24 protein-coding genes are annotated in these 26,832 nt (G+C 72.9%); 10 read left to right on the top strand and 14 right to left on the bottom strand.

What is annotated here, in order from left to right:
• Window positions 1–45: 45 nt before the first annotated feature.
• Window positions 46–1,071: an MBL fold metallo-hydrolase gene (locus tag FRANEAN1_RS12060; protein ID WP_041254055.1), complete on the bottom strand. Its 1,026-nt coding sequence runs from the start codon at window positions 1,069–1,071 to the stop codon at window positions 46–48.
• A gap of 554 nt (window positions 1,072–1,625) precedes the next feature.
• Here FRANEAN1_RS12060 and FRANEAN1_RS40860 point away from each other — a divergent pair.
• Window positions 1,626–1,793: a hypothetical protein gene (locus FRANEAN1_RS40860; protein ID WP_157472570.1), complete on the top strand. Its 168-nt coding sequence runs from the start codon at window positions 1,626–1,628 to the stop codon at window positions 1,791–1,793.
• Window positions 1,794–2,062: 269 nt separating this feature from the next.
• Window positions 2,063–2,716, top strand: a complete 654-nt coding sequence (locus tag FRANEAN1_RS12055) for a class I SAM-dependent methyltransferase (RefSeq protein ID WP_020460051.1) — start codon at window positions 2,063–2,065, stop codon at window positions 2,714–2,716.
• 279 nt (window positions 2,717–2,995) lie between these two features.
• Here FRANEAN1_RS12055 and fxsT read toward each other — a convergent pair whose 3' ends face one another.
• The 4 genes from fxsT to FRANEAN1_RS12035 all read right to left on the bottom strand — a co-directional run bounded on the left by fxsT (window position 2,996) and on the right by FRANEAN1_RS12035 (window position 11,037).
• The gene (gene fxsT, locus FRANEAN1_RS12050; RefSeq protein WP_063748338.1) at window positions 2,996–5,458 is read right to left on the bottom strand and encodes an FxSxx-COOH system tetratricopeptide repeat protein; all 2,463 of its coding nucleotides are present in this window, start codon (window positions 5,456–5,458) and stop codon (window positions 2,996–2,998) included.
• Window positions 5,459–5,682: 224 nt separating this feature from the next.
• A complete protein-coding gene (locus FRANEAN1_RS12045; protein WP_157472568.1) occupies window positions 5,683–7,752 on the bottom strand; it encodes a tetratricopeptide repeat protein in 2,070 nt (689 codons plus the stop codon).
• A gap of 219 nt (window positions 7,753–7,971) precedes the next feature.
• The gene (locus FRANEAN1_RS12040; RefSeq protein WP_020460048.1) at window positions 7,972–10,275 is read right to left on the bottom strand and encodes an FdhF/YdeP family oxidoreductase; all 2,304 of its coding nucleotides are present in this window, start codon (window positions 10,273–10,275) and stop codon (window positions 7,972–7,974) included.
• Window positions 10,276–10,365: 90 nt separating this feature from the next.
• Entirely contained in the window at window positions 10,366–11,037 is a 672-nt protein-coding gene (locus FRANEAN1_RS12035; RefSeq protein ID WP_020460047.1) for an enoyl-CoA hydratase-related protein, read from the bottom strand.
• 416 nt (window positions 11,038–11,453) lie between these two features.
• Between FRANEAN1_RS12035 and FRANEAN1_RS36965 the strand changes: the two genes are divergently transcribed.
• The 5 genes from FRANEAN1_RS36965 to FRANEAN1_RS12015 all read left to right on the top strand — a co-directional run bounded on the left by FRANEAN1_RS36965 (window position 11,454) and on the right by FRANEAN1_RS12015 (window position 16,731).
• Window positions 11,454–11,822 (top strand): hypothetical protein, encoded by a 369-nt coding sequence (locus FRANEAN1_RS36965; RefSeq protein ID WP_157472566.1) that lies wholly within the window; start codon window positions 11,454–11,456, stop codon window positions 11,820–11,822.
• Between the two features lie 72 nt (window positions 11,823–11,894).
• Complete coding sequence (locus tag FRANEAN1_RS36960; RefSeq protein ID WP_049795631.1) at window positions 11,895–12,137, top strand: hypothetical protein; 243 nt, start codon at window positions 11,895–11,897, stop codon at window positions 12,135–12,137.
• A gap of 338 nt (window positions 12,138–12,475) precedes the next feature.
• The gene (locus tag FRANEAN1_RS12025) at window positions 12,476–13,816 is read left to right on the top strand and encodes a DUF2889 domain-containing protein (protein WP_020460045.1); all 1,341 of its coding nucleotides are present in this window, start codon (window positions 12,476–12,478) and stop codon (window positions 13,814–13,816) included.
• 136 nt (window positions 13,817–13,952) lie between these two features.
• On the top strand, window positions 13,953–14,588 hold the full coding sequence (locus tag FRANEAN1_RS12020; RefSeq protein ID WP_020460044.1) for a response regulator transcription factor: 636 nt from the start codon (window positions 13,953–13,955) through the stop codon (window positions 14,586–14,588).
• A 217-nt stretch (window positions 14,589–14,805) separates the two neighbouring features.
• Complete coding sequence (locus tag FRANEAN1_RS12015; protein WP_020460043.1) at window positions 14,806–16,731, top strand: PASTA domain-containing protein; 1,926 nt, start codon at window positions 14,806–14,808, stop codon at window positions 16,729–16,731.
• On the opposite strand, the gene FRANEAN1_RS12010 is transcribed toward FRANEAN1_RS12015, so the two are convergent.
• Window positions 16,658–19,036, bottom strand: a complete 2,379-nt coding sequence (locus FRANEAN1_RS12010; protein ID WP_020460042.1) for an AAA family ATPase — start codon at window positions 19,034–19,036, stop codon at window positions 16,658–16,660. The two genes, FRANEAN1_RS12015 and FRANEAN1_RS12010, sit on opposite strands and share 74 nt — an antisense overlap.
• 59 nt (window positions 19,037–19,095) lie before the next feature.
• Window positions 19,096–19,827 (bottom strand): TetR family transcriptional regulator, encoded by a 732-nt coding sequence (locus FRANEAN1_RS12005; RefSeq protein WP_020460041.1) that lies wholly within the window; start codon window positions 19,825–19,827, stop codon window positions 19,096–19,098.
• 557 nt (window positions 19,828–20,384) lie between these two features.
• Here FRANEAN1_RS12005 and FRANEAN1_RS42110 point away from each other — a divergent pair.
• Window positions 20,385–20,549, top strand: a complete 165-nt coding sequence (locus FRANEAN1_RS42110) for a hypothetical protein (RefSeq protein WP_020460040.1) — start codon at window positions 20,385–20,387, stop codon at window positions 20,547–20,549.
• Window positions 20,550–20,656: 107 nt separating this feature from the next.
• Here the strand turns inward: FRANEAN1_RS42110 and FRANEAN1_RS12000 are convergent, their stop codons facing one another.
• Window positions 20,657–20,968 (bottom strand): hypothetical protein, encoded by a 312-nt coding sequence (locus tag FRANEAN1_RS12000; RefSeq protein ID WP_020460039.1) that lies wholly within the window; start codon window positions 20,966–20,968, stop codon window positions 20,657–20,659.
• A gap of 417 nt (window positions 20,969–21,385) precedes the next feature.
• On the opposite strand from FRANEAN1_RS12000, the gene FRANEAN1_RS11995 reads away from it, so the two are divergent.
• Both FRANEAN1_RS11995 and FRANEAN1_RS11990 read left to right on the top strand, forming a co-directional pair.
• Window positions 21,386–21,643, top strand: coding sequence for a hypothetical protein (locus FRANEAN1_RS11995; RefSeq protein ID WP_020460038.1), 258 nt, complete (start codon window positions 21,386–21,388; stop codon window positions 21,641–21,643).
• Window positions 21,644–21,798: 155 nt separating this feature from the next.
• Window positions 21,799–22,266: a GNAT family N-acetyltransferase gene (locus FRANEAN1_RS11990; RefSeq protein WP_083788206.1), complete on the top strand. Its 468-nt coding sequence runs from the start codon at window positions 21,799–21,801 to the stop codon at window positions 22,264–22,266.
• 22 nt (window positions 22,267–22,288) lie between these two features.
• Here FRANEAN1_RS11990 and FRANEAN1_RS11985 read toward each other — a convergent pair whose 3' ends face one another.
• The 6 genes from FRANEAN1_RS11985 to FRANEAN1_RS11960 form a co-directional block, all read right to left on the bottom strand.
• A complete protein-coding gene (locus tag FRANEAN1_RS11985) occupies window positions 22,289–22,723 on the bottom strand; it encodes a CBS domain-containing protein (protein WP_020460036.1) in 435 nt (144 codons plus the stop codon).
• A gap of 154 nt (window positions 22,724–22,877) precedes the next feature.
• Window positions 22,878–23,975: a cation diffusion facilitator family transporter gene (locus tag FRANEAN1_RS11980; protein ID WP_020460035.1), complete on the bottom strand. Its 1,098-nt coding sequence runs from the start codon at window positions 23,973–23,975 to the stop codon at window positions 22,878–22,880.
• Window positions 23,972–24,388, bottom strand: coding sequence for a metalloregulator ArsR/SmtB family transcription factor (locus FRANEAN1_RS11975; protein ID WP_041254053.1), 417 nt, complete (start codon window positions 24,386–24,388; stop codon window positions 23,972–23,974). The genes FRANEAN1_RS11980 and FRANEAN1_RS11975 overlap by 4 nt, the downstream gene beginning before the upstream one ends.
• Window positions 24,389–24,489: 101 nt before the next feature.
• A complete protein-coding gene (locus FRANEAN1_RS11970; RefSeq protein WP_020460033.1) occupies window positions 24,490–25,083 on the bottom strand; it encodes a non-heme haloperoxidase in 594 nt (197 codons plus the stop codon).
• Between the two features lie 294 nt (window positions 25,084–25,377).
• Entirely contained in the window at window positions 25,378–25,851 is a 474-nt protein-coding gene (gene bfr, locus FRANEAN1_RS11965) for a bacterioferritin (protein WP_020460032.1), read from the bottom strand.
• 333 nt (window positions 25,852–26,184) lie between these two features.
• Complete coding sequence (locus tag FRANEAN1_RS11960; RefSeq protein ID WP_020460031.1) at window positions 26,185–26,619, bottom strand: response regulator; 435 nt, start codon at window positions 26,617–26,619, stop codon at window positions 26,185–26,187.
• Between the last annotated feature and the right edge of the window lie 213 nt (window positions 26,620–26,832).

The raw sequence follows: 26,832 nt of genomic DNA, 5'->3' as shown, positions 1-26,832 counted from the left end.
GCACAATCACCGCAGCCGCAGTACCTGCCGCCGGCGGACATCCGATCACGACCCGGTGAACCGCCAGGTGGGGGGGTCGCCGGGCCGCTCGTGCACGAGCCCGCGCCGTTCGAGCGCCCGCAGGTGCGCGAGCGCCTCGGAGACGGCGCTGCGCTTCATGAAGCCCCCGATCTCGTCCCACGGCCGCGACCACGTCATGAGCCGGGCGACCTCCCAGGCGGTGGTCGCGCCGGGACGCAGCGCGGCGATCACCTCGGCGAACCGGTGCTCGTGGTGCAGGCGCAGCTCGGCCAGCCGGGACGACAGGCCGTCGAAGCGGTACTCGTGCGCCGGCAGCGTGCCCTCCGCGGGCAGGGCGTCGACCTTGTCCAGCGAGCGCAGGTAGTCGCCCAGCGGGTCGTCCGCGACGCGCGGCTCGAACGGGATGTTCGGCGTGATCCGCGGCAGCACGTGGTCGCCGGAGAGCAGCAGCCGGTTGGCCGGCTCCCAGAAGCACAGGTGGCCCGGGGAGTGGCCGGGCGTCCAGACCGCGCGCAGATCCCAGCCGGGCACGTCCGGGCGGTCCCCGTCCTCGAGCAGGATGTCCGGCTGCGGCAGCGCGGGCAGCGGGCCGGGCGGCAGCATGTCGACGGTGAAGTCCCGCAGGGCGTCGGCGGGCGCGCCGGCCCGCACCATCCCCTCGTTGACGGCCTGGAACAGCTCCATGGGGTCGGTCGGATGGTCGCGCAGCAGCGCGGCGTCCGCCGGGTGCAGCGCGATCCACGCCCCGGACGCCTCGCGCAGCCGGCCGGCGAGACCGTAGTGGTCGGGATGCATGTGGGTCGGCATGATCCCGCGCACGTCCGTGACGGCGTAGCCGGCGGTGGCCAGGCCCGCCTCGACCGCCGCGTAGGCGGCGTCGGTGTCCCAGCCGCTGTCGATCACGTAGGCGCCGTGATCGGTCTCGAACAGGTAGACGAAAACGTGGCTCAGACCGGACGTCGGCAACGGCACCGGAATGCTCCACAGGCCGGGCCGGAGCCGTTCCACGGGTGGCAGGCCCACCCCGGGGCACCGCGCCACGGCGGTCACGAGCCGATCACCGCCAGGCGGCCGGGCTGCGTCATCCGATCACTCTCCCGCTCCGGCCCGCACGACGTCACAGGTACCGAGAGTGGGGCTGGTACCGCCGACGGCGGACGGGCAGCGGTCGCCCGCTCCCAGCCGGCCGAAGCCGCACCAGACACAGAGAGCGAACAGCCGGGACGATATTAGATACCTGTTTAACACTACTAAACGACAGGCTCGAATATGCACCAAGCCCCCACGATCAAGATCGTAAATAGGAGGGCAGAGGCGGAGTCTCGTCCTGTTTGTCACACTTGGCGCATGTGGTGTGGATGGCGTTCGCGTCGATGGGGATCAGCTGCGGCGCTTGTCGTTACGGGTGTTCTGCTGGTCGGGTGCGGTGCGGATGACGGCGAGTCGTCGGGTGATGGTTCGACCGGCCCGACGCCGACCGGTCCACGGCGGCTGCGGCGGACGCGGCGGCGGGATGCGCCGCGGCGGCACGAACCCGGGACCAGTTCGCCATCACCGACTACCGGTCGTTCGTATTCGCGACCACGCTGCGTATCGAGGGGGCCGTGGGTTTATTGACCGCGGCGAGCGAAGCGGACAGCCGCTACCAGCCCCTCGTCGAGGGGATCGAACCAGTCCAGCAGGACCTGCAGATCCTCGGGTTCGATCAGCTGCGCACCGACGGCCCCGATCTGCTCACCGCCTGCGACCGCCAGGGATTGCCGCACGAGTAGAGACGAGGCCGTCCAGAGACTTGCCGGGGTGCAAGTCGAGGACGTCGACCGCGCGGCGGACGGTCAACCCGTTCATCGGCAGCGTCGACGACTGGATGTCGCTGGCACCCGCTGGTGTCTGTACTGCGGACTGGGCCGTCGGTGTCCCAGCCCGGGACCTTAGGGCGGCGGTATGCCTGACTGCGACCGGCCCCGGTAGGTGGCAGGGTTCCGGTCACGTTGACTGGCAGGGCCGATGATCGTGTGGCCCACACCTATGATGATCGGCTATGGCCGAGTCTGCCCCGAGCTATCTGGCGACCGTCGCGGCGGCGTACGACGGTGTGGCCGAGGTGTATGCCGAGCGTTTCGCTGACGTGCTCGATCGCCAGCCGCTGGAGCGTGCGCTGCTGGCCGCGTTCGCCGACGTCGTGCGCGACCTCGCGGGCCCGGTCGCAGACCTTGGCTGCGGGCCCGGCTATGCGACGGCCTACCTGCACAGGTTGGGGCTGGACGTGTTCGGTGTGGACCTGTCGCCGGAGATGGTCGCCCTGGCTCGAAGCTCTCATCCAGGGTTGCGGTTCGAGGTGGGCACGATGACCGCGCTGGACCTGCCGGACCGCTCGGTCAGCGGTGCCCTCTGCCGCTACTCGCTCATCCACACCCCGCCCGCCGACATCCCCGCCGTCCTCGCCGAGGTCCACCGCGTCCTGGCGCCCGGCGGCCACCTGCTCCTCGGCTTCCTGGCCACAGACGAGTCCGCGGCCGGGGTGCACGCCTACGACCATCGGGTGACAGGCGCCTACCGCTGGCCGCCCGACCACCTCGCCGAGTTGGCGCGGCAGGCAGGGCTTGTCGAGGTCGCCCAGCTGGTGCGAGCGCCGACGGACGAAGAACGAGGCCGACAGGCACAGCTGCTGGCCCGCCGCCGGCAGGAGGCGTAAGCCTCCGCCCCCTCGCGAACGTGCGACGCCGCCCGGCACACGATCGATCAGGTCCTCGCCGACCACGACCACACCGCCCGCGCCCCCAGAACGGCCCCACGACACCCAGGGAACTGACCGCTCCTCCTGCACAGCTCGTCCAAGCGCCGCAAGCATGCCCGATACGGCGAACCAGAACGCCGAAGAACCACCGCCACTTGTCGATGAAGATCACACCCACGCCCGGACGGATTTCCGACAAGATCAGTCGGGTGGGTTAGGTCGATGATCAGGCGGGCGTCAGAGGGCCGGGCCGAGCTGTTCGAGGAGGAGCTCGAGCTGGCCGGCACTGTCGCGGGTGTGGGGGTGGTCGTCGCCGAGGAGGCGCCGGCGGCGGGTGAGGGTTTCTTCGGCCAGTTCCCGGGCTGCCTGGTGTTCTCCCAAGGCGCTGAGATCGATGGCGAGGTTGTGCGCTGAGGCCAGGGTGTCGGGATGGTCGTCACCGAGGACCCGGCGGCAGCGGGTCAGGGTGTCCTCGGCCAGCTCCCGCGCCACCTGGTGCTCCCCCACCGCGGCCCGATGGAAAGCGAGGTTGTTCGCCGAGCGCAGGGTGTGGGGGTGGTCGTCGCCGAGGACCCGGCTGCGGCGGGTCAGGGTGTCTTCGGCCAGCTCCCGCGCCGCCTGGTGCTCGCCGAGGTCGGCCAGCAGAAGGGTGAGGTTGTTCGCCGAGGCCAGGGTGTCGGGGTGGTCGTGACCGAGGAGACGCCGCATTCGGGTCAGGGTGTCTTCGGCCAGCTTGCGGGCGGCTTGGTGCTCGCCGAGGGCGGCCATCTGGTTGGCGAGGTTGTTCGCCGATTGCAGGGTGAGGGGGTGGTCGTCGCCGAGGACCCGGCTGCGGCGGGTCAGGGTGTCTTCGGCCAGCTCCCGCGCCGCCCGGTGCTCGCCGAGGTCGGCCAGCGCGGTGGCGAGGGCGGTGGTGATGATCTGGCTGTCGGGATGGTCAGCGCCGAGGGTAGTGATCCAGCGGGTGCGGGTGGTGTGGCTGAGGGTGCGGACACTGTGGTTCTGGCCGCTGCAGTGCAGGTACCAGCAGGTCCGGTGCAGCAGCAGCCGGAACCCGTCGGGTTCGGCCAGGCCGGGAAAGTCAGCGAGATGGCCTGCGACCGCGGTGACGTGGGGAGTGAGCGTGGCGTAGGTCGGCCAGGCCGAGGGGTCCTCCGCCTCGCCGGGGTAGACGGTGGCGAGCAGGTCAAGGGCACCAGCGAGGGCGGTGCGCCGCTGGTCGACGGTGAGGCGGGCCCGCAGGAGAGCGTGGACGAGGCGGTGCAGCTGGAGGGTGGTGTCGGTGCGGCGGGCGAGCGCGAGCCTGCTGATCGCAGCAAGCGCGGTGTGCGTGGTGTAGGGATCCCCGAGGGCCAGCCATTCGCTGCCGGCGGGGCGGAGTGGGATGGGTTCGGGGGCGAGGAACGCCAGCCGATCCAGCAGGCCAGCAGCACCCGGATGGTCGCTGCCGAGCCGTTCACGGGCAGCGGTGACGGTCGCGGCCAGCCCTGGATGATGCAGCGTCTCCTCAGCGAGCAGCAAAGCGGGTCGGGTGGCCAGCAGGGCCAGATAGTCGTGCACGGGGATACCACTGGTGGCCAGGAAAGCCCCGGCCTGGTCGACAGCCAACGGTAGATCACCGAGCGCGTCAGCGAGCTGGTCGGCGGCGGTGTCGGACAGGGTAGGCAGATAGCGGCGCAGAAGCGCGAACGATTCGGCGCGGGTGAACTCGCCGACTTCGACCAACTCCACCCCGACCCGACCCACCCCCGGATCGCGGCAGGTCACCACCAGCCGTCCCGTGGCCGGCGGAAGCATCCGCGCCAACGTCGTTGGGTCGCCGACGTTGTCATAGACCAGCAGCCAGCTCTGTCGACGTCCCAGCTCCGCCAGCGCCTCCTCCGCCCGGACCGGCAGATCCCCCGAGCCGATCCCGAGAGTGTTCGCGAGAGCAGCAAGACCGGCGAGCAGACCCGCGGGGGTTTCCGCGTCCACCCACCAGACCAGCTGGTAGTCCGCGGCATACCGCCAGGCGAACTCCACCGCCAGCTGCGACTTACCCACCCCACCGGCGCCCCGCAACGCCGCGATCGCGATACGGCCAGTACCCGCGGCGAGCTGGGTGCGCAGGCCGTCCAGGAGCGTGTCACGGCCGGTGAAGAGTAGGTTCCGCGCGGGCACATTCCACACTGCGGGCAGCCGCCCCGGGAACACCGCCCCCACCGAGGGCGGGGCGGCCGGCCGGCCGGGGAAGCCACCGGAAACCCGCACGGGGTGGACCAGGCCGACCGCCTCCAGCAGACGCCGTCGCGCTACGGGCTCGTCGACGTCGAACAGGTCCCGGTAGGAGATAGTCGACAGCACCGGCGGGACTGGACAGTCGGCGACACGCAACGGGGTCAGTTTCCGCCCGGCCAGGGCGCCGGTCCACTCCTGGGTGCACCAATGCGAAGCGAAATACGCCTGCGAACAGACCGCAACCGTCCGGGCCGCAGCGCCCATCTGCACGCTGATCCAGGTCACGAAATTCTCCCCCGCAGGGGAATCCCACGCCTGCACCGCCACCGTGCGGCCCGCGGCTTCGAGCACCTCGGCGACCCAGGTCGCCCACGCCTCATCCGCCCCGGTGTAGGAGACGAAGAAGTCCACCCCACCGCCCGAACCCGCCGAGGACGCTGATTCCCCGCCGACCGGTCCCCGGGCCCCCGTGCCCACATCCATGCCCGCAGCTTGCCAGAACGACCACAAGCCGTCACCAACCAGACGCGTCCCACCTCCCCGCCGCGCCAACAACCGAGCCGCAGGCAGAGGGCCGGCAAGCCGACCATCCTCAGACACAGGTGACGGCGATCCAGCCGTCCGACACCCATCCCGGCCCTGGCCGGAAACCGATGGTTTCCCGACAAGATCGAATCAGGGGTGGCGGCCACGGCCCGCGACCGAGCTCAGCTACCCGACCACAGTCTGCGGATGTCCTCCTGGTGGCCCCGGGCCCACTGCGCGACCCAGGTTCGTGGGCCCGACGGAGAGTTGTCGCGCCATCCGACGACGTCCCAGCCGATGACTTCGGTGAACAGGTCCCGGCCGGCGTCGGCCGCGCCGAGGGCGGCCAGGTCGAGTGCGAGGTGCAGCGCCGCGTACAGGGTCAGCGGATGCTCGTCGCCGAGCTGTGCCCGCGCGCCGGCCAGCGCGCGGGCGTGCAGGTCGCGGGCGTGCGCGCCACGGCCGAGGCCACGCAGCGCGACGCCGAGCACCGCCGCGGTCCACACGGTGTCCGGGTGGGCGGCGCCGGACGTCCGGCCGCGGCGGGCGAGCGTCTCCGCGAGCAGCTCGTGGGCCACGCCGTACTCCCCCAGCCGGGTCAGGGCGTGGCCGAGGCTGTGCGCCGAACGCAGGGTGTCGCGGTCGTCCGGGCCGAGCTCCGCCCGCTGCCGGGCGACGGTGTCTCGCAGCAAGCGGGCGGACTCGTCGTGGTCGCCGCTCTCCCCGGCCGCGCGCGCCAGGTTCCACGCCGAGTGCAGCGTGTCGCGGTGCTGCTCGCCGAGCACCCGCACCCGGCGGGCGTGGACGTCGCCCAGCAGTGCCCGCGCGGTGTCGTGATCGGCGAACCCGTCGGCGCGGATCGAGGCCTCGAGGTCGGCGGCGGCAAGCGTGTCCGGGTGGTCCGGGCCCAGCCGTCCGCCCCAGAGGGCCCGTGCCTGGTGCGTGAGCCGTTCGCCGGCTTCGTAGCGGGCGGAGGCGGCCAGGTACCGGGCGGTGCGCAGCACCAGCCGGCGGAAGTCCGCGCACTCGTCGTCGAGCCACGTGGTGAGTGTGCGGATGTGCGGGTCGAGCGTGGCGAGTGACGGCCATGAGGCCGGGTCCGCGGGGTCGCGACCGGGCAGGTACGCACAGACCAGCAGCCGCTGCGCGCCGAGCAGGGCCGCTGGCCGCCGGCCTCCGGCCAGCCGCCGGCGCACCAGAGCCTGGACGTGCCCGTGCACGCGGATCGTGGCCCCGTCCCAGTCGGCCAGGCCGAGGCGGTCGAGCCGGGCGGCCGCGGCGGCGGTGCCGGCTGGCGCCCGGGTGAGCGTCAGGGGGTCCGCTGCGAGGAACGCCACCTGGTCGAGGAGGCCGGCCGCGGCCGGATCGACCACGTCCAGTCGCGCGCGGCTCGCTGCGACGGCCGCGGCGACCGGATCGGAAGCGGCCTCCCGCCCGAGCAGGGCCAGGTAGTCGGCGACCGGCTGGCCGGTCGTCGCCAGGTGGCGGCCGGCCAGCGCGACCGCGAAGGGGACGTCCGCCAGCACACAAGCAAGCGCCTCCGCGGCCGGCGGGCTGATTCCGCGGTGGTGCTGGCGTAGTAGCAGGACCGACTCGTCCCGGCGCAGCTCGCCGACCTCGAGCAGCACGGGGGTGAGCCTGGCCACCGCTGGTCCGCGGCTCGTCACGAGCAGCCGGCCGCTGTCCGGCGGTGCCACGGCGGTCAGGTCGCGGGGATCACCGACACCGTCGTAGATCAGCAGCCAGTCCGTGCGCTGGCCGAGCTCGGCCCACAGGCGGCGCAGCACGGCGGCCCGGTGGCCTGCCCCCGGCGGGGCGATGGCGGCGGCCAGCTCGGCCAGGCACGACTCGGCGCGCTCGGGGGTGTCCGCGTCCACCCACCACACCAGGCCGTAGTCTCCGGCATGCCGATGCGCGTACTCGACGGCGAGCCGCGACGCGCCCATCCCGGCGGCGCCACGCGCGGACACCAGCCCGATGTTGCGCCCCCGGCCGATGTCACGCCCCTGACCTGCATTGCGCCCCCGGCTGGCGTCACGCCCGCGGCCGAAGTCGGGTCCCCGGCCGACTCCTGGTGGGCGCAGTTCGCGGTGGATGCGCTGGAGCAGCGCGTCGCGGCCCACGAAGAACGGGTCGCGGCGCGGGACGTTCCATTCGGCCGGCTGCCACTCGCCCGTGGCGCGGGTCGCGGGGAGCCTGGGACGGACACCCTCACGTGGGTCCGGTCGGCCGCCGGTCAGCACCCGCGTCACCTCGGATTTGCTCAGCAGTCAGGTCGGCGTAACCCGCGTCGATCCCCCGCGGGACGAACCCGTCGACCGGATCCCCATCTTCACCGACGGTCCGTGCTGTCGGCCGCGTCCGCGCCCGACCGGGTGGGGGTGGCGGCATCGCCGCAGGCCAGGGGCGTGCCACCAGCTCCCGCCGCCGCCACCTCGGTGGGGATCCGCGCCGGGCGCCCGCGGGCCGCGTCACTGTTCCGGGTGGACGTCCAGCCGGATCAGGATGGACTTCGACGTCGGGGTGTTGCTGCGCTTCGCGGTGCTGTCGAGGGGCACCAGGACGTTGGTCTCCGGGAAGTAGGCGGCGGCGCAGCCGCGGGCGGTGGGATACGAGACCACCCGGAAGTCGGGGGCGCGGCGCTGCACGCCGTCGGTCCAGACCCCGATCAGGTCGACCCGGGCGCCGTCGGCGATGCCGAGCTCGGCCAGGTCGTCCGGGCTGACCAGCACGACCCGGCGGCCGTGGCGGACCCCGCGGTAACGGTCGTCCAGACCGTAGACAGTGGTGTTGTACTGATCATGGGAGCGGATCGTCTGCAGGAGCAGGTGGCTGGGGGGCGTCGGCCGGATCTCGCAGGTGTTCACGGTGAAGGCGGCCCGCCCGCTCGGCGTCGGGAAGGTCCGGCTGTCGCGGGGCGGGTGCGGGAGCAGGAAGCCGCCGGGCTCGTCGAGGCGGGCCTCGTAGTCGGCGAACCCGGGGACCACGTTCGCGATGTGCGCGCGTACCCGCCGGTAGTCCTCGGCCAGCGCCGCCCAGTCGACCGTCGGCGCGGCGGCCGTGGCCGTGGCCGTGGCCGTGCGGTCGAGGGTCGCCGCGGCCAGGCCGCAGATGATCGCGATCTCGGAGCGCAGCTCGGGCCCGGCCGGGGCCAACCGGCCGCGGGAGGCGTGGACGGAGCCCATCGAGTCCTCGACGCTGACCCGCTGCGGGCCGCCGGCCTGGACGTCCAGCTCGGTGCGGCCGAGTGTGGGCAGGATGAGGGCGCGCTCGCCGGTGATGGCGTGCGAGCGGTTGAGCGCGGTGGAGACCTGCACGGTGAGCCGGCACCGGCGGATCGCGTCCTCGGTGACGGCCGAGTCCGGCGTCGCGGCGACGAAGTTGCCGCCCATCGCGACGAACACCTTCACCCGGCCGTCGCGCATGGCCCGGATGGTGTCGACGACGTCCAGGCCGTGGTGGCGGGGCGGCGCGAAGCCGAACTCGGTGCCGAGGGCGTCCAGGAACGCGTCGGGCATCCGTTCCCAGATGCCCATCGTCCGGTCGCCCTGGACGTTGGAGTGGCCGCGCACCGGGCAGACCCCCGCGCCGGGACGGCCGATGTTGCCCCGCAGCAGCAGGAAGTTCACCACCTCCCGGATCGTGGCGACGGCGTCCGGGTGCTGGGTGAGCCCCATCGCCCAGCAGACGATCACCTTGTCGGCGGCGAGGACCCGCCCGGCGAGCTCGTCGATCTCATCTGGGCGTAGACCGGTGGCGGTGGCGACGTCGCCGGGGGTCAGGTGGGCGCGTACGTGCGCCGCGAACTCCTCGAACCCGGTCGTGTGCCCGGCGATGAAGGCCTGATCGAGGACGGTGCCGGGGCTGGCCTCCTCGGCAGCGAGCAGTCGGGCGGACAGCGCCTGGAACAGGGCCATGTCCCCACCGAGGCGGATCTGCAGGAACTGGTCGGCGAGCGCGGTGCCCCGGCCGAGCACCCCGGAGACCCGCTGCGGGTTACGGAACCGCATCAGCGCCGCCTCGGGTAGCGGGTTGACCGCCACGACGCTGCCACCGGCCCGCTTCAGCCGCTCCAGCGACGTCAGCATCCGCGGATGGTTGGTGCCCGGATTCTGCCCGACGACGAGCACCAAGTCCGCCGTCTCCAGGTCCTCCAGGGTGACGGAGCCCTTGCCGACCCCGATCGTCTCGGTCAGCGCGGCACCCGACGACTCGTGGCACATGTTCGAGCAGTCCGGCAGATTGTTCGTGCCGAACGCGCGGGCGAAGAGCTGGTAAAGGAAAGCGGCCTCGTTGCTCGTCCGCCCCGAGGTGTAGAAGGCGGCCTCGGCGGGGCTTTCCAGGCCGGTCAGCTCGTCGGCGACGATCCGGAAGGCCTCGTCCCAGCCGACGGGGGCGTAATGGTCGCTGCCCGCGGCCTTGTACACGGGGTTGATGAGCCGGCCCTGTTCACCGAGCCAGTGCCCGGAGCGGGTGGCGAGGTCGGTCAGGCTGTGCGCGGCGAAGAACTCCGGTGTCACCCGGGCCCGGGTGGCCTCCTGCGCGACGGCCTTCGCGCCGTTCTCGCAGAATTCGGCGCGTGAACGGTCGTCCGGCCGCGGGTCGGGCCAGGCGCAGCCGGGACAGTCGTAACCGTCGTCCTGGTTGAGTAGCCGCAGGGTCTGCACGGAACGGCGCACGCCCATCAGCTCCCGGCAGCGCGCCAGCGCGTGTGCCACGCCGGGAACACCGGCGGCGGACGTCGCCGGTTCGCCGATCCTCAGCTCGGGGTCCATAGCGGTCCGTCCGTCGTCGGGGAGCTCGCTGGTAGGGCGGCCGTCCGTCCGACGCTACGCGCGGCGCGTGCGAACGGGAGGTCCGCCGCGTCAGCCGAGGGGACGCTCCCGGTCGCGCAGGGCGTCCAGGACGGGTGCGTACATCCGTGCCTTGATGGTGCCCAGGGTGGTCCCCGCCCGGCCGGCCTGGGCTCGCGCGATCTCCACGCCGGTGCCGCGTACCTCCTCCTCCGCCACCGCGCGATCGACGATGGCGGCGGCGCAGGCGTCGCGGCCGCCGTAGCGGCGGGCCGTGGTCATTGCCTCGTGCGCGGTCTGCGGGCTCAGCCGGGCCTGGATCAGCGCGGACATCGCCGGGGTGAAGGGGATGTCGATGTCGGCCTCGGGCAGGCACCAGTAGCCGCGGTCGGCCCGCATCACCCGGAAGTCGTGCGCCAGGGAGAACATCGCGCCCGCGGCGAACGTGTGCCCCTGCAGCGCGGCCACGGTGACCACCGGCAGGGCCAGCATCCGGGCCAGCAGTTCGTGGACGCTGACCGCGTACTCCTGCGGCCGGTCGGCGTTCGCGAGCAGCCAGTCCAGGTCCAACCCATTGGAGAAGTACTTTCCGGTCGCGGCGGTCACCAGGGCCCGAGGCCCCGATGCCTTCTCCACCTCGTCCAGTGCCGCCTCGACGGAGGCGATCCAGTCCGGATGGAAACGGTTCTCCCCGTCGCCGATGTCGAGGACGAACACGTCGTCGTGGCGGTCGAGCGTGGGCACGGCGGCTCCTTCTGGGCGGACGGCGGACCGGGCTGGTGGGACTGACTCTGCGGGACCGGGCTGGCGGGGGTTCGGCCGGTGGCGTTGACCAGGCCGAAGACCACCTGCCCCGCAACGGTTCCCGGTACCCGCACCACTTCGACCCACAGCCGGATCACTCTGTCGCGCGCGCGACCCCGATGCACTGCTCCTGATGCAGCGCGTCAGAAGAAATGTCCGTATCGTCCCGAAGATCAACAAAGGTCACGTTGACGGGTGGGGGGGGCATCCGGCAAGAACCACCGAGCGGGAACCGGCGGCCGCAGCGACAGGCGACACCGGTCGGCCGTCCGCGGTCCGCTCAGAAAGGGACGGCAATGAGACACGCCCGGACCCGATGGACCCAACTACCCCGCCTGGCGGCGGTCGTGACGGCGATGGGACTCGCTCTGACCCTGGGCGCCTGCGGGGATGGCTCGGACGGCGCCGGCGAGGCCGCGGCCACCGGTTCCCAGGCGGGCTCAGGGGCGAGCGGTCCGCTCAACGGCATCGAGACCAAGCCCGCCGCGGAGATCATCTCGGCGGCCGCCAACGCACTGCGCGGCGCCGACAGCGTGCACTTCGCCGGCGACGGGGTCGACGAGGGCAAGCCGGCGTCGGTCGACCTGCGGCTGGACTCCCGCGGCACCGTCACCGGGTCCATGGACACCAACGGCATGCACATCGAGGTGCTGCGGGTCGGCGGCGTGGCCTACGTGCGCGGCGAGGGGCTCGTGGCGGCGTACCCGGGCGCCCGTCCCGAGTAGTGGGTCAAGACCGGGCCGCTCCCCGGCGGCGACGGCCTGACCCTCGACGGCGCGGCGGACGACCTCGAGGACATGGCCGACGATCTCAAGGCCGGCGAGACCCCGACCATCGAGCAGGTGACCGAGCAGGGCCAGCCCGCGGTGAAGGTGACGACGAAGTCCCACACCCTGTACGTCGCGAACAGCGGCCCGCCGCTGCCCCTGCGCCAGACCGGCACCGGCGTGGACAGCGGGCTTCACGCGTCCGCGGTCGACCGTGACCGCCGCCACGGCGGTCCTCCGCCCGGTTTTTCCGAATACAACCGGGATCAATAAGAAACAGGAAACGGCAACGACGAACACTGGTTCGCTGTTATCTCGAACACAGCCCATCCGGGAATCCCCGGGCGACAGTCCGGCCACGGCACGACCGGCCGGCATCCAAGCGGCGCAGGTCACACATTCGGACGAGCTATGTGAAAAGGCCATCACCCACGAGGGAGGTGATTTGCCGGCGGCCCGCCATATCGTGGGAAGCCAAGTAACCCGCGGGAACCCCGGCTACCGTGCTGCGGCCATTGGCCACGGCCAGCGGGAGCCACGGCGAGTGGGAGCCGCGGGCGCGCGCACCGAGGAGCGGGTGCGCGCACGACAGCAGTGATCGGAGTACGCGCATGGCGCACGGTCAGACGGCCCCCGTCGCCGTCCAGGCATCCCCGACCCAGGTGCCCCGCCAGGCCCCCGGCCGGACCGGTCCCCGCAGTCCGCACACCGGCCGGCCCCGGTCCGGCGAGGATGCCCGCCGCTCCGGCACCGGCGGCCCCCGCACCGGCCAGCCGCTCCCCGGCGCCGACACGGCCGTCGGCCAGTGGCCGGGAACCACCGGCTCGGCGCCGGGCACACCGCCGCGCCGCCCCGGCTCCGTCCGGCGGACGACCTCGATCATGATGGAGCGCCCGGACGGCCTCACCGGCCCGCTGCACCTCACCGGTGTCGGCCGTGACCTGCTGACCACCGCCGCGGGCGAGGTGGAGGTCCTCGGCGAGGCGCGGCTGCGCGTCGTCCTCGACTACATGGCCGCGCCCGGCCCCGTCCTCGAGATCGAGTCCGAGCCCGCCGTTCCCGGCCTCGCGAGCCTGGTCGGCGCCTCGGCGCGGGCCGGCTTCCGCGGCGCCGCCCGGCAGATCCTCGCGGCCGCCGACGCCGCCGGCGCAGAAGGCGACGCGGCCGACAGCAACGGCGACGGAGCTGGTGGGGCGTCCACCACCCGGCGCTCGCTGCTCGAGCAGCTCCTCGACGACGTGCCCGTGGCGACCCTGGTGTCGGGCTCCGCGCTCGGGCGCAACGGCATCTTCCGCGACGACCCCTCGCGGCACGCCGGCGCGGAGGCCGGCGGCAACCCGATGCTCGACGTCTGCGCCGGCTGGCAGCGGGAGGGGCTGCTCGCCCGCGTCTCCGCCGAGCGCAGCGCCGACCCCGAGGCCCCGGTGCGGACGACCATGGTCGTGGCCGGCGACCTCGCGGTCGACGAGGACCCGCTCGGGTGGCATCCGCTGCCGCCGATGGGCACCCATGCCATGCGCCGCCTGCGCCGCATCGACCTCGTCCCGATCGGCGGCGAGCCCGCCGGCACCGGACCCGCCCGTACCGGTGCCGCGGACGGGGCCATCGACGGGGCCGCCGCCTTCCGGGTCGACGCCTTCTTCCGTGACACCTACCGGGAGGTGTCCGGCGCCGAGGTCGTCGTGCACGAGTACGGGATCGACGCCACGGTCGACCAGTCGGCCCGCGTCGTGCGCTCGGTGGGGCGGGCCGGGGTCCTGCCGGGCCCCGAGTGCCCCCAGGCACTGGCCAGCGCCGAGCGCATCGTGGGGCTCGGCGCCGCGGACCTGCGCCGCACCGTCTCGCGCACCTTCACAGGGACGACCACGTGCACGCACCTCAACGACACCCTGCGCTCCCTGGGCGATCTCCCCGACCTGATCGAGCGGCTCCGCTCGGCCACCGCCCGCTGAGGATGGCCGACCGGTCGCCGTCATCGGGCCTTCCGCGCCGGACATCAGGGACAAAAGTCCTGTACCTGGAGTCCGTACCGGCCGACCTCCCGTCCGGGGGGCCGCGGCACGGCTCCCCGCGGGTACCTTGACGATCATGACTGGTGTTCGCGTCTTCCTGCTGGACGATCACGAGATCGTCCGCCGGGGCATCCGGGAGATGCTGGAGGACTCCGGGGACATCGAGGTCGTCGGCGAGGCGTCGACCGCGGCGTCTGCGCTGCGGCGTATCCCGGCCGCCCGTCCGGACGTCGCGGTGCTCGACGCCCGGCTGCCGGACGGAAGCGGGATCGAGGTGTGCCGGGAGATCCGCTCGGCGCAGCCCGCCGTCGGCTGTCTCATCCTGACCTCCTATGACGACGACGACGCGCTCTTCGCCGCGATCATGGCGGGTGCCTCGGGGTATCTGCTGAAGCAGATCCGGGGCAACGACCTGGTCGGGGCGATCCGCACGATCGCCGCCGGGCGCTCGCTGCTCGACCCCGCCGTCACCCAGAAGGTGCTGGCCCGGCTGCGCGACGAGCCCGCCGAGGACGAGCAGCTCGCCGCGCTCGGCAGCCGCGAGCGCCAGATCCTCCGGCTGATCGCCGAGGGCATGACGAACCGCCAGATCGCGGGCTGCGTCCACCTGTCGGAGAAGACGGTGAAGAACTACGTGTCGGCGATCCTCGGCAAGCTCGGCCTGACCAGCCGCACGCAGGCCGCCGTGTTCGCGGCCCGGCTCAAGAGCTGACAGCGGCCCGGCCGCTGACACGCGGGGCCGGTGGGCGGCACTCCGTCAGCTGCGCCGCCCGATCGGTCCATCGCCACCACCATCGGACCGCCACCGCGCCCGGGCTGTCCGGTTGCCGACAGTGCGGGCCCCGGCACGCAACCAGGCGTGATTACTCCGCATCATGACTGACGGAACGGCGCGCGGCCCGGCGTGCCGGCCAACCGCCGGAGGGCCCATGGACGCGTGCCGCAGCGCCGAGGATCCAGTCACCGCGCCCGGCGGCCAGCCCGCCGCCGGCCCGCTGCGGCCTGACGATCCCTCCGAGCTGGGGCACTACCGCGTTCTCGGGCGGCTCGGCGAAGGCGGGATGGGCACCGTCTTCCTCGGCGCCGCCCCCGACGGGCGGCCGGTCGCGATCAAGATGATCCGGGCGGAGGTGGCCGGCGTGCCCTCGTTCCGCGCGCGCTTCCGCCGGGAGGCCGAACTCGCCCGCCGGGTGGCCCGGTTCTGCACCGCCGAGCTGCTGGACGCGGTCGACCCGCCCGACGGGCCGCCCTTCATCGTCACCGAATTCGTGGACGGGCCCACGCTCGCCGCCGCGGTCGCGGCCGGTGGCCCGCTCGGCGCCGCCGACCTCGAGCGGGTGGCGGTCAGCGTGGCCGCGGCGCTGACCGCCATCCACGGCGCCGGTCTGGTCCACCGTGATCTCAAGCCGGCGAACGTCCTGCTGTCGCCCCTGGGGCCGCGCGTCATCGACTTCGGGATAGCCCACGCGGCGGACATCACGCACGTCACCCGGGACTCGATCGTCGGAACGCCGGCATTCATGGCCCCCGAGCAGGCGCTGGCGCAGCCGGTGTCCGGCGCGGCCGACGTGTGGGCCTGGGCCGGCCTGGTCACCTTCGCCGGAACCGGCCGGCCGCCGTTCGGTGACGGCCCACCCGAGACACAGATCTTCCGGATCGTCCACGGCGACCCGAACCTCGACGGGCTGGACCCGGCGCTGGGCGCCGTCGTCCGGCGGGCGATGAGCCGGCAGCCCACGGACCGTCCCACCGCGCAGGACCTGCTGCAGCAGCTGGTCACCCTCGGCGTCGAGGTCCCGGCTTCGGCGACATCCGCACTCGCGCTCCCCGCGGCGGACGGCGGTGCGCCGCCCCAGGGTCGGACACCCGCGAGCGACCCGATCCCGCCCACCAGCCCAGCCGGCCCGTCCGGCTCACCCAGCGCGGCCCGGCGGACGCGACCGGAGCGCCGGCCGTCCGGACGCATGCTCGTCGCCGCGCTGGCCGGGGTCGTCGTCGTCCTGGTCGGCGCCTGGCTACTGCTTCAGGCACAGCCGCCGGACGGCCGTGACGACACCGATACCCGGGTAAGCGCCGCTTCCGCTTCAGGCGACCCCACCGGTCCGTCGGACGGCCAGTCGCCGGGAAGCGGGGAGGCAAGCCCGGGCACCGCGACGGCCACCGGGCCCGGACCGGGCGGGACCGCCAGGGAGGTCACACCGCCCGGCGAGCCCGTCGAGATCCCGGACGTCGTCGGTCGGCCGGTCACCGAGGCGGAGGAGGCGCTCCGCACCGCCGGGCTGACGAACATCATCCGCACCACGCGGCTCGACGACCGGCCCGCGGGCTCCGTCATCGGGATGCACCCCGCAGCGGGCAGCGAGGTGAGCCGGGACGCGGCGATCGAGCTCGACGTGTCCGACGGGCCGGGGCACACCACCGTCCCCGACCTCGTCGGGCGGTCGGAGGTGGACGCCCGCTCCGGGCTGTACAGCGCCGGCCTGGTGATGGTCGTCCAGGAGAACAGCGGGCCGTCCAAGGTCGGGCCGGGGCTGGTGGAGCGGACCGACCCACCGGGCGGGACCCAGGTCGCCTACGGCACGACTGTGACGATCAGCGTCGCGAGCCGGCAGGTCGCCGTTCCCGACGTGGTCGGCCAGAGCGCCGCCGCGGCCACCGCGACGCTGCGGGACTACGGCTTCGACGTCGTCGAGGAGCGCGGCGCAGGCTCCCAGCCGGCCGGAGTCGTCATCGCCCAGCTGCCGCGGGCGGGCCTCGTCACCCGGGGGGCGACCGTCACGATCACCGTGAGCCAGCCCCGGTCGAACGGCGACTCGCAGGTCGCGCAGACTCCGGAGCCACCTCCAGTCCCCTGACCAGCGCGGGATCCGGGCGGCCCGCTCCCCCGGGCCGGGGTACCCGCGGGAACGGGCCGCCCGGATCCGCGAGAGCGCTCGGGAGCTCACCCGCGTGGATCACTGCCAGGGAGGTCACCGCCCGGGTCAGCACCACGTAGAGCCGGCGCAGCCCCTGGACGGAGCCCGGCCCGGAGCCGGCGACGGACGCCGGGTCGACGAGGACCACATGGTCGAACTCGAGTCCCTTCGCGAGCGACGCGGGCACGACAGTCACCGGCCGGGACGCCCGCCCTTCCGGCACGGGCTTGTCGGTGAGCGAAGCGCCCTCCGTCAGGGCGGCGTCGGTGAGGGCGGCGTCGTCGGTGAGGGCGGCGTCGTCGGTGAGGGCGGTGGCGGGCAGGCCCGCCGCGCGCAGCGACGCCGTCAGGCCGCCGACGGCCTCGTCGGGGGCGATCACCGCCACCGAGCCGCCGCGGCCCAGCCCGGCACGAACCTGGTGTGCAGCCTCGCCGGCCAGGTCGTCCGGCGGGGCGGCGATCACCCGCAGCGCACCCGGGACGGCGCGGGTCGACGACGCGGGAGGCAGATCCGGCGCGATGCTCGGGAGCAGACGGTCGGCGAACGAGAGGATCTCGGCCGGTACCCGGTGGCCTCGGGTCAGCACCTCCAGCCGCGCGGCGGGCTTACCGAAGTGGGCAAGCGCCTGCTCCCAGGAGCGCGCGGCCCAGGCGGTGGTGCCCTGGGCCAGATCCCCGAGGACGGTGAGCGAGCCGGTGGCGCAGCGGCGTCCGACGGCCCGGCACTGCATGGCCGAGAGGTCCTGGGCCTCGTCCACGATGACGTGCCCGAACGCCGGCACGCCGTCGATCAGGTCCAGTGCCTCGTCCAGGCAGAACAGGTCGGCGGGCGACCAGCGGACGGCCCGCCGCGACGTCGGCCGGTCGGCCAGCAGCAGGCGCTGCTCGGGCGCGGAGAGCACGCCGTCGGCGGCGTGGGCGAGCAGGGCGGGGTCGGTGAACAGCCGGTGGATCAGCCCGGCCGCGTCGGTGCGCGGCCAGACGGCGTCGACCGCCGCCCTGACGGACCGGGTGCGGGCGAGGCGCTCCACCGCGGAGTCGGCCGGCAGGTGCCCCCGCTCCTCGGCGCGGCGGACCACCGCGGCGGCGATCCGCCGGGCGAGCAGGTCCCGAGCCACGCGATGGCGGTGGCCGCCAGCCTGGATGCCGGCGGCCAAGCCGGCGATCTCGTCGCCGCTCACCGTCCACCGACCGAGCGAGCTCGTGATCAGGGCAGCCGGCGGGGAGGCGCCGGGCCGGGTGGCGCCGAGCGCCCGGCGGATCACCACGGCCATCCGGGCGTCGCTCTTGATCTCGGCCACTGGCTCCGGGTCGGTTCCGCGCGCCGTCGCGATGTCCACGAGGGCGCTGAGACTACGGTGGGTGACGGTGAACTCGCCAAGCGCGGGCAGGACCGCGCCGATGTAACGCAGGAAGGCCCGGTTCGGCCCGACGACGAGCACCCCGGCGCGACTGAGCCGCTCCCGGTAGGCGAACAGCAGGTAGGCAGCCCGGTGCAGGCCGACCGCCGTCTTGCCGGTGCCCGGCGCGCCCTGGACGCAGACGCTCACCTCGAGATCGGCCCGGACGATCTCGTCCTGCTCGGGCTGGATCGTCGCGACGATGTCACGCATGGGCCCCGAGCGGGGCCGCGCGATCTCGCGGGCGAGCAGGTCGCCTCCGGCCGGCCCGCCGGCTCGTGACGCGCCTGCCGGGCCGGGCGACGGTTCGACGAGTGGTTCCTCCTCGAACGCGGTGAGCTCGGGGCCGTCGAACCCGAACCGGCGCCGCGCCACGAGCCCCATCGCGTCGCCCCTATGGGCGCGGTAGTACGGACGGGCGATGTCGGTGCGCCAGTCGACGACCAGCGGATCATCGCCGGCGGCCTCCCGCACATGGCGCCGTCCCAGGTGGACGCGCCGACCCGGCGCGGCGGCGGCGCCCGCGGCGTAGTCGATCCGTCCGAAGAACAACGGTGCCCCGCTCGCGGGGTCGCTCAGCGCCTCGAGGCGCCGCCGCCGCGCCGCTTTCAGGGACGCGTTCGTCACCTTGTCAGCGACGGGGTCGCCTTCGGCGATCTCCGTCGCCTCGGCCTCGTGCCGCATCCGAACCAGCGCCGCGCGGGCGCGGTCCAGGTGACGGCGCTCGGCGGCGAGCTCCGCCGACCACGGATCCACCGACCGGGCGTCCGCTGGCCGGAGATCTGCCGGCCGGACATCCACAGACCGGGGATCCTCATCGCGCCCCTCGGCCGCGCCGTCACCCATGCCGACCCCTCCACTTTACGAAGTCAATAACTTGACCGAGTAAAGCAGATCGAAACCGCTCACCCGGCCCCGGGCACCGTCCGACCCTGAAGATCCGTCCGATCGGGGAAGTCCGCCCGGTCCGGGGGATCCACGAGACCTGGAAGGTTCGCGAGTCCTGGGAGGTTCGCGAGTCCGGCGAGCGCGCCGAACGCCCGGCGGGCCGCCGCCTCGGCGTCGGGCAGGACGTCCGCCGCGGCCGCGCCGGCGTCGAGGCGGCGCCAGTTCTCCCGAGCCAGCACCCGTTGGACGGTGAGGACCGCCGCTGCGGCGAGCCGCGCGTCCACCTGGGCAGCGGGCGAGCCGGCCGCCTCGGCGAACGCGTCCGCCAGGGCGTCCTCGTCGGCGGCGGTGTACTGGGCCATCCGGCCCAGCAGGCTCGGGGTCGAGAAGACCAGGCGATGGTAAGCGAGCACCTCGGGCGCGTCGCACAGCCCGGTGACCGGTTCGTGCTGTCGCAGGCCCGCGAGGAAATGAGCCTCGAGAGCGGCGAGCGGCGACTGGTCAGCCGACCGCGCCCGCACCACCCGGGCCGCTTCACCACGGTGGTCGAGCACGCGGTGGAGGACGAGGTCCTCCTTGGCCGGGAAGTAGCTGAACAGCGTCGGTTTCGACACCTCGGCGGCCGCGGCCACCTCGGCGACGGAGACGCGCTCGAAGCCCCGTTCCAGGAACAGTGAGACGGCGGCGGCGGACAGCGCGTCGCGGGTGCGCCGCTTCTTGCGGTCCCGCAGGCCGAGTGGCTCGGTCATCGCCGCCGCCTACCCGCTCCGCTCCCCCACGAGCCGTCGAAGGGCCTCCGGGGCGCGGCTGTGCCGCCGGGCCGCCGGGCGTCCGGCGGTTCGCTCGGGTGCGATCTCGTACTCCACGACATGCACAGTAAGGCGCGCCGGCGCCGGACCGTCACGACCCCGACGGGCCCGGGTGCGGCCAGGACCCGCCCACCGGCGCGCCAGCCGCGCCGGTGTCCATTACCAGGCGTCAAGAGCGGCCCGGAAGGGAAAGAAGATGAGACAGGCACGCGGACCACCAGGCGTCACAGCCAGTTCCCCGGCGGCCCGCTGCACCGCTCCGGCGGCTCCGGCGGCAGGCGTCCCGCACTGCCGGCGGGCCGACGACGCAACAAAGGGGGACGGGATGACGCGACAGCGCCGATCACGCCCACCTGGGGCGGAGATCGCCGCACCGGGGACAGATCGTCACTTATCGCATCCGGACCAGGCCCGAAGTTAACACGAAGGAAGCCTGGATTTAATTTCCGTTGAATCGCCGTGTGCAATTCTGCAGTATGCAGACAGGTGGTGCTCCCGTGGTCGATATCGTTAAGATAGCAGCGTCGATCGACGATATCCCCACCGTTGAAGAAACAGACGCGATGCTGGAGGAGCTGCGCAGGCTCCCACGCACCATGGAGACGATCAGGTTGATGGATGACCTGCTGGAGCTCCGATCGCTACTCGGCGCGACGTGCTGAGAACGCGTGCCGAGTAGCGTCGGAGGGCTTGGCGGCGCACCGCTGGACGCATTGTTCAACTGTGGTGCGCCGACATTCCGGCCTGGCCGGTCAGCAGGAGGGTGTTACTAGGCGCCGAAACCCTGCTGGCCCTGGTTGCCCTGCTGGCCCTGCTGGCCGCCACCGAAGCGCTCGCCGGCCTGACCCTGGCCGCCGCCGACACCGGCCAGCTCACGCAGGCGGTTCTCGACGTAACGCTCGCTGTGGTGCGTCTTGTCCGCGATCCGGGCGACGAGGTCATTGATGTCGGTCGCGGAGTCGAGATCCGCCGCGCTGACCTGACCGAACTGGTCAAGGAGGCGGTAGCGGAGCTGCCGCCAGTTCTGACGGAGCTGCTGCTCCACCTGCTGGCGCTGCTGCTGCTGCTCCTGCTGGCTCATTTTCTGATCCCTTTCTCAGTGGTCATTTACTGGCGCGCACCGAGGTGCGGGGCGAACGCTACCCCAGCGACTTCGGGCAGCGTCAAACCCACGCCGGAATCCGAATGTATGCGGCCAGTCCGGGGCCACCACGGCGGAAACAGCCCGCCGGGCACATAAAAGGTACCCAGGGTTCAGCACGAGGCCGACCGATGAATACCGGCTCGCCGGCCATCATTTCGCCTTTTCCCGCCGAAGCGGATGGCGTCGCGGCCCGACGCCACGCGCTCGCCGCTCGCATCACCGGCGAACCGCCGACCCGGCCGCGGCGGAGTGCCGCGATGGCGCTGGTTCACCCAGGGACCGCCGGGGGCGAGAACGTGCGATCAGGAGCGCACCGAAAGTAGCGTCGGGACGTCCTGACGCAAGGAGGCTGTCATGCGTGCGTGCGACACCTGCGGAAACGATTACTGGATGTCCTTCGAGATCCGGGTCGTCAGCGGTGAGACGTACACCTTCGACTCGTTCGAGTGCGCGGTGCAGAAGCTCGCCCCGCGCTGTGAGCACTGCGCCTGCCGGGTGATCGGGCACGGCGTGGAGGTCTCCGGGCGTTTCTTCTGCTGTGCGCACTGCGCACGCCAGGCGGGCGGAATGGGCCGTGAGATCCGCGACGCCGTCGGAGCGCACCCCAACTGATCGGCGGCCGGGGCGGGAGACGGTGCGCCCCGGCGACGGGTCGGCCAGGCGACGGCGGGCGAGCGGTCGGATGAGTGACAAACACCCCGGAGCGCCCGTTTTCCGCAGGTGAACTGGATGGGTGACCGGACCCACCACGCAATCAGAACGCTGGCATCCGGAACGGCGGAAACGAGAACGGCGGAAACCGGAACGGCGCCGGCTCTTACGCCGGAGCCGGGCGCGAGCCTGCCCGCCGCCGGGGCCGCGAATCCCACATCGCGCTCGTCGCGGTGGAACGCCGTCCGCTGGGAATCGCGCGGCTGATCCGCACCGGAACGGCCGAGGCCGAGGTGTCGGTCGCGGTCGTCGACGACGCCCACCGCAGCGGGGTGGCCCGTCGGCTGCTCGCCGAGCTCGAACGTCGCGCGTGTGCGGCCGGTGTCCGCGAGCTGCACGCCAACGTGCTCGCCGAGAACACCGCCGCGCTGGCGCTGTTCCGGGCGAGCTTCGCGCAGGGCCCGTGCGTGGTGGAGGGCGATGTGCTGCGCCTGACGTGCCTGCCGGGCCGCCGTGCGCGGTGGACGGCCCGGCCGGCCCGGCGCCGCCGTGGCAGGCGCCGGGTGACGCCTGCCACGGGCTGACGCCGGACGGGACCGGTCGGGATCAGGTGACCCGGTCCGCCGGGCCGCTCTTGATCGCCTCGACGAGAGCGCCGAGCTTCTCACCGGAGAGGTTCCTGGCCAGGTCCGCCTCGCTGATCATCCCGACGAGCCGCTTGTTGTCGATGACCGGCATCCGCATCACCCGGTGCTCCATCATCTCGTTCAGGACGGTGTCGAGGTCGGCGTCCGCCCGGACGAACAGCGGCTTGCCCTTCCCGAGGTCACCGGCCCGGGTCGACGCCGGGTCCCGGCCCTCCGCCACACAGTTGATCACGATGTCGCGGTCGGTGATGATGCCGCCGAGGCGGTCGTCGGCGCCGCAGATCGGCAGCGCGCCGACGCCGAGGTCGCGCATCATGCGGGCCGCGCTGGCCAGTGACTCGTCCGCGCCGACGCACTTCGCGTCGCCGTGCATGATGTCCCGAGCGGTCGTCATGGCTGTTTCCCCTTCGTCGTCATGCCTGCTGGGAGCCGTCCCGCGGCTTCCGGGGAAGCCGCGATCCGACTCGACATGACATACCCACCGCGACCGGGTGCACACGATCAGTCCACGATGGCGACGGTGCGCCGGGGAGGCGGTGCGCCGGGGATCAGTGGCGGTGCGCCGGGGCCAGCTGGTGCACGGTCACCCTGCGCACGTCGCACGGGTCGCCGCCGGCGGGCGAGCACGGCTCGCACTCCGTCTCGACGGTGGCGTGCACGACGCCGTGCTTCTCCGCCAGCACCGCCTTGACCCGGTCTGAGACCGCCCGCGCCTCCTCGAGTGTCGGATGGCCGGCCACCTCGACATGGGCGCTCGCCGCGGCGACCCGGTCGGACAGGCCCCACACGTGCACGTCGTGCACCCCGGTCACGCCCTCCACGGCAAGGACGTCCGCCTGGACTGCCGCCAGGTCCAGCCCGACGGGGGTCGCCTCGAGCAGCACCCGGGACGACTCGGCCAGCAGGCGCACGCCCTGGATCCCGATCAGCGCCGCCACGACCAGGGAGAGCGCCGGGTCGAGCCAGTACCAGCCGCCGGTGAGCCAGATGACGAGCCCGGCGCCGGCCACCGCGACCGACACCAGCGCGTCGCCGGCCAGGTGGGTGACCGCCGCCCTGGTGTTGAGATCACCGTGCCGTTCGTGGACGAAGAGCGCGCTGACCCCGTTACCGACGGCCGCGGCGATCGCCACGATCAGGACGACCAAGCCGTCGACCGGCTCGGGGTGGGCGAGCCGCCCGGCGGCCTCGACGCAGACCAGGGTGGTCACGACCAGCACGCTCGCCGCGTTCGCCTGGGCGGCGAGCACCGGCCAGCGCAGCCCGCCGAAGGTCCGGGTGGCGGACGGCGCCTGCCTCGCGAGCCGGATCGCCATCAGCGCGAACGCGACGCCCGCCGCGTCCGCGAGGTTGTGCGCGGCGTCGGCGAGCAGGGCGACCGACCCGACGAGCAGCCCGGCCGCGGCCTGGCCGACGACGATCGCGACGTTCAGGCCCGTCGCGAACGCCAGCCTGCGGTGCTGGGAGTCGAAGCCGCGCGGAGCGGACCCACCCGCCGCGTGCTCGTGCCCGCCCGGCGCGCAGGGCCCGCCGTGGGCGTGGGTGTGGCCGGAGTCGTGGCCGTGGGCGGGCCGGGTCTGCGGCGGGACGAGACCCTGACCGTTGTCGTGCCCGTGGTCACCGTGGCGGCCTTCGGGGGTGTTCACCGGTCCACCAGGTCGGTGAGGTCGCGCGCGGCGGCGCTCCCACCGGTGGGCACGAACCGGGCCGGCTGCTCCCCAGCGGGCGCGACGAGATCGCCGCCGGGCTCCCCGTGGGCGTGGTCGGGGTCGACCGCGAGCACCACGCTGAGCAGGTCGTCCAACGCGTGCGCGAGGGCGTCGTCGGCGAGCTCGTAGCGCAGGCGCCGGCCCTCGGAGACGGCCACCACCAGCCCACAGCCCCGCAGACAGGCGAGGTGGTTGGAGAGATTCGTCCGGCTCACCGAGAGGACCTCGGCGAGCTCCGTCGGGTAGGACGGGCCCCTGCGCAGCACGAGCAGCAGGCGTGCCCTGGTGGGATCGGACAGAGCGTGCCCGAACCTGGCCAGGACCTCACCGTGTACCACAAGCTTCACCATAGACTGAACAGTACAGCGACCACTGACGTCAGTCGAGCCTGAACAATCAACACAGCCCGAACGGTCGACACAGCCACATGGCGCCCGCCGGGCGGCGGGCCTCAGCCGGCGATCAGGTCCTCGAGGAAGAGCAGCACCCGGGCCGGGACACTGCGCCGGCCCGGCCCCGCCAGCACGGCGTGCCCACCGGGGACCACGGTCAGCTCGGTCCGGGCGGCCGTCCGGGTGGTCATCCGCACCAGCTGCAACGGGCTGATCGGGTCGTCCCGGCCGTGGATGAGCAGGATGGGGAGATCGGGCAGCACCCGCGGCGGCGGGTCGCCGACAGGTATGCCGGCGACCGGCACGTGCAGCAGCGGCAGCCCGAGCAGGACAAGCCCGTCGGGGCGCACGGCGGGTGAGCCGGCCATCGCCAGCGCGGCCAGCGCGCCCGAGTCCGAGCCGAGGAGGACGAAGGGGAGTCCGGGGCGGCGCACCTCGCCGACGGCGTGCGCCACGTTCCCGCCGGCGGGAACGACCGCGGCGGCGTAACCGTCGAGCGCCAGCCGCCGGGCGAGCCACTCGTAGGGCTCGCGGCTCTCGCCCCGCCCCATGAGTATCGCGACGGCCACCCGGACCGGCTCGGCGAGGAGGTCGTCACCCGGGACGGCGTCGTAGTCCGCGAGCGGGGGGCTGATCGTTGTCGAGGGCGTCATGGCGCCGTGGTCTCCTTCTCTGGCGCTCCGTTGCGCCGTCACGGCCCGCGGCGGGGGATACGCGAGGCTCGTGCCGCCGGCGTCACCGGCGCCGCGGCCCCGGGCCCACATGAGTCACGGCGGGGCCAGGAACCCCGGCAGACTATCTCCCGCGCCGGGGTAGCGGCGGAGGCCGGGGTGTCCGTCGAGCGACACCACCGAACCACACCGCCCACGGCAGGCCCTCCGCCGATCCCGGGGCGCGGCGCCCCGGGATCGGCGCGACCGGCGCCAGCAAGCCGTCGCCGATCCCGACTAGCTCTCGTGGATCTGCTGCGTGAGGTAGTTCGTCGCGCCGAGCTGGGCGATCAGCGCGAGCTGGGCGTCCAGCCAGTCGATGTGCTCCTCCTCGGAGACGAGGATCTTCTCCAGCAGCACTGCCGAGCCCACGTCCTTCTTCGACCGGCACAGCGCGATTCCGTCGCGCAGAAGGCTGACCGCCTCGTCCTCCTGCGCCACATCGGTCTCCAGCTGCTCCTGCACGGTCTCGCCGATCCGCAGGGTGTGCAGCCGCTGCAGGTTGGGTAGGCCGTCCAGATAGAGAACGCGCTCAATCAGCGCATCGGCGTGTCGCATCTCGTCAATGGACTCGTGGTAGAAGTAGTCCGCCAGTCGGCGATATCCCCAGTTACGCTGCATCCGCGAATGCAGGAAGTACTGGTTGATGGCCGTCAGCTCGTTCGTCAGCACCTTGTTCAACAGGTCGATGATGTCCTTGTCGCCACGCACCGTCTACATCTCTCCTCAGTCGTCTTCGACGCGCCCACAGGCCGCGGGGGTGCAGCCCTTCCGGACGAACGGCCACGGTCACCGGGACCTCCGGCACCGTTCCGGCACGTCCGCGCCAGTCCGTCCTGGGCGGCGTCGCGACGCAAGGTACCCGGACCGTCGCCGGACACCCTGGCCGCCGCCACCGGATTGGGCCGGCGCGCCGCAAATTCGCCCAGGAAACAGGAAATCACAGTGGAGCCCGGCGCGCATACTGGTAAGAGCGCCGCGAACCTCACATCGACGCCTATTTAGGCTAGCCTGTCCTCAGTTAGGGAAGGCTTCGCTGACGCGTCACCGGCGAGGCAGCCGCACCAGACCGAGATAGAAGTCGTCGATCCGATGAATCACCTCGATGAAGGCCTCGAAGTCCACGGGTTTCGAGACGTAGGCGTTCGCGTGCAGCGTGTAGCTGTACAGCACGTCGTCCGGCGCCTCCGAGGTTGTCAGCACAACCACCGGGATGGACAGCAGCCGCGGGTCCGCCTTCAAAGCGCTGAGAACCTCCCGGCCGTCCATCCGCGGCATGTTGAGGTCCAGCAGGATGAGGTCGGGCCGAGGGTTCGCGGGGTCCCGCAGGTAGGCCATCGCCTCCACGCCGTCGACGGCCACGTGGAGCTCATGGTTGACACCGCGGTCGGTCAGCGCCTCCTCAACCATCAGCGTGTCGCCGGGGTCGTCCTCCACCAGCAGGATGTTGAACGCGCGGACAGCGGCGGCAGCGGTCACGAACGACCTCTCTTGTCACGGAGTCTGGATCAGGTCACAGAGTCTGGATCAGCTCGGAGCACCGGCCGGACGCCGTGGCGTCACGCCCGTGTCCGGCCATCGCGCGGCCGCCGGGCACGACCGTCGGCGCGGCCAACGATAGGCCGATCGACAGCGGGGCGGGGCGCGGGGCGTCCACCCGCGTGCTCCCGTCCGTGGGTGCGCCACGAACCA

The sequence above is a fragment of the Parafrankia sp. EAN1pec genome (assembly GCF_000018005.1).
Lineage (GTDB): Bacteria > Actinomycetota > Actinomycetes > Frankiales > Frankiaceae > Parafrankia > Parafrankia soli.
Note: the sequence above shows the minus strand (reverse complement) of the source record. Positions and strands in the feature narration are given on the sequence as shown.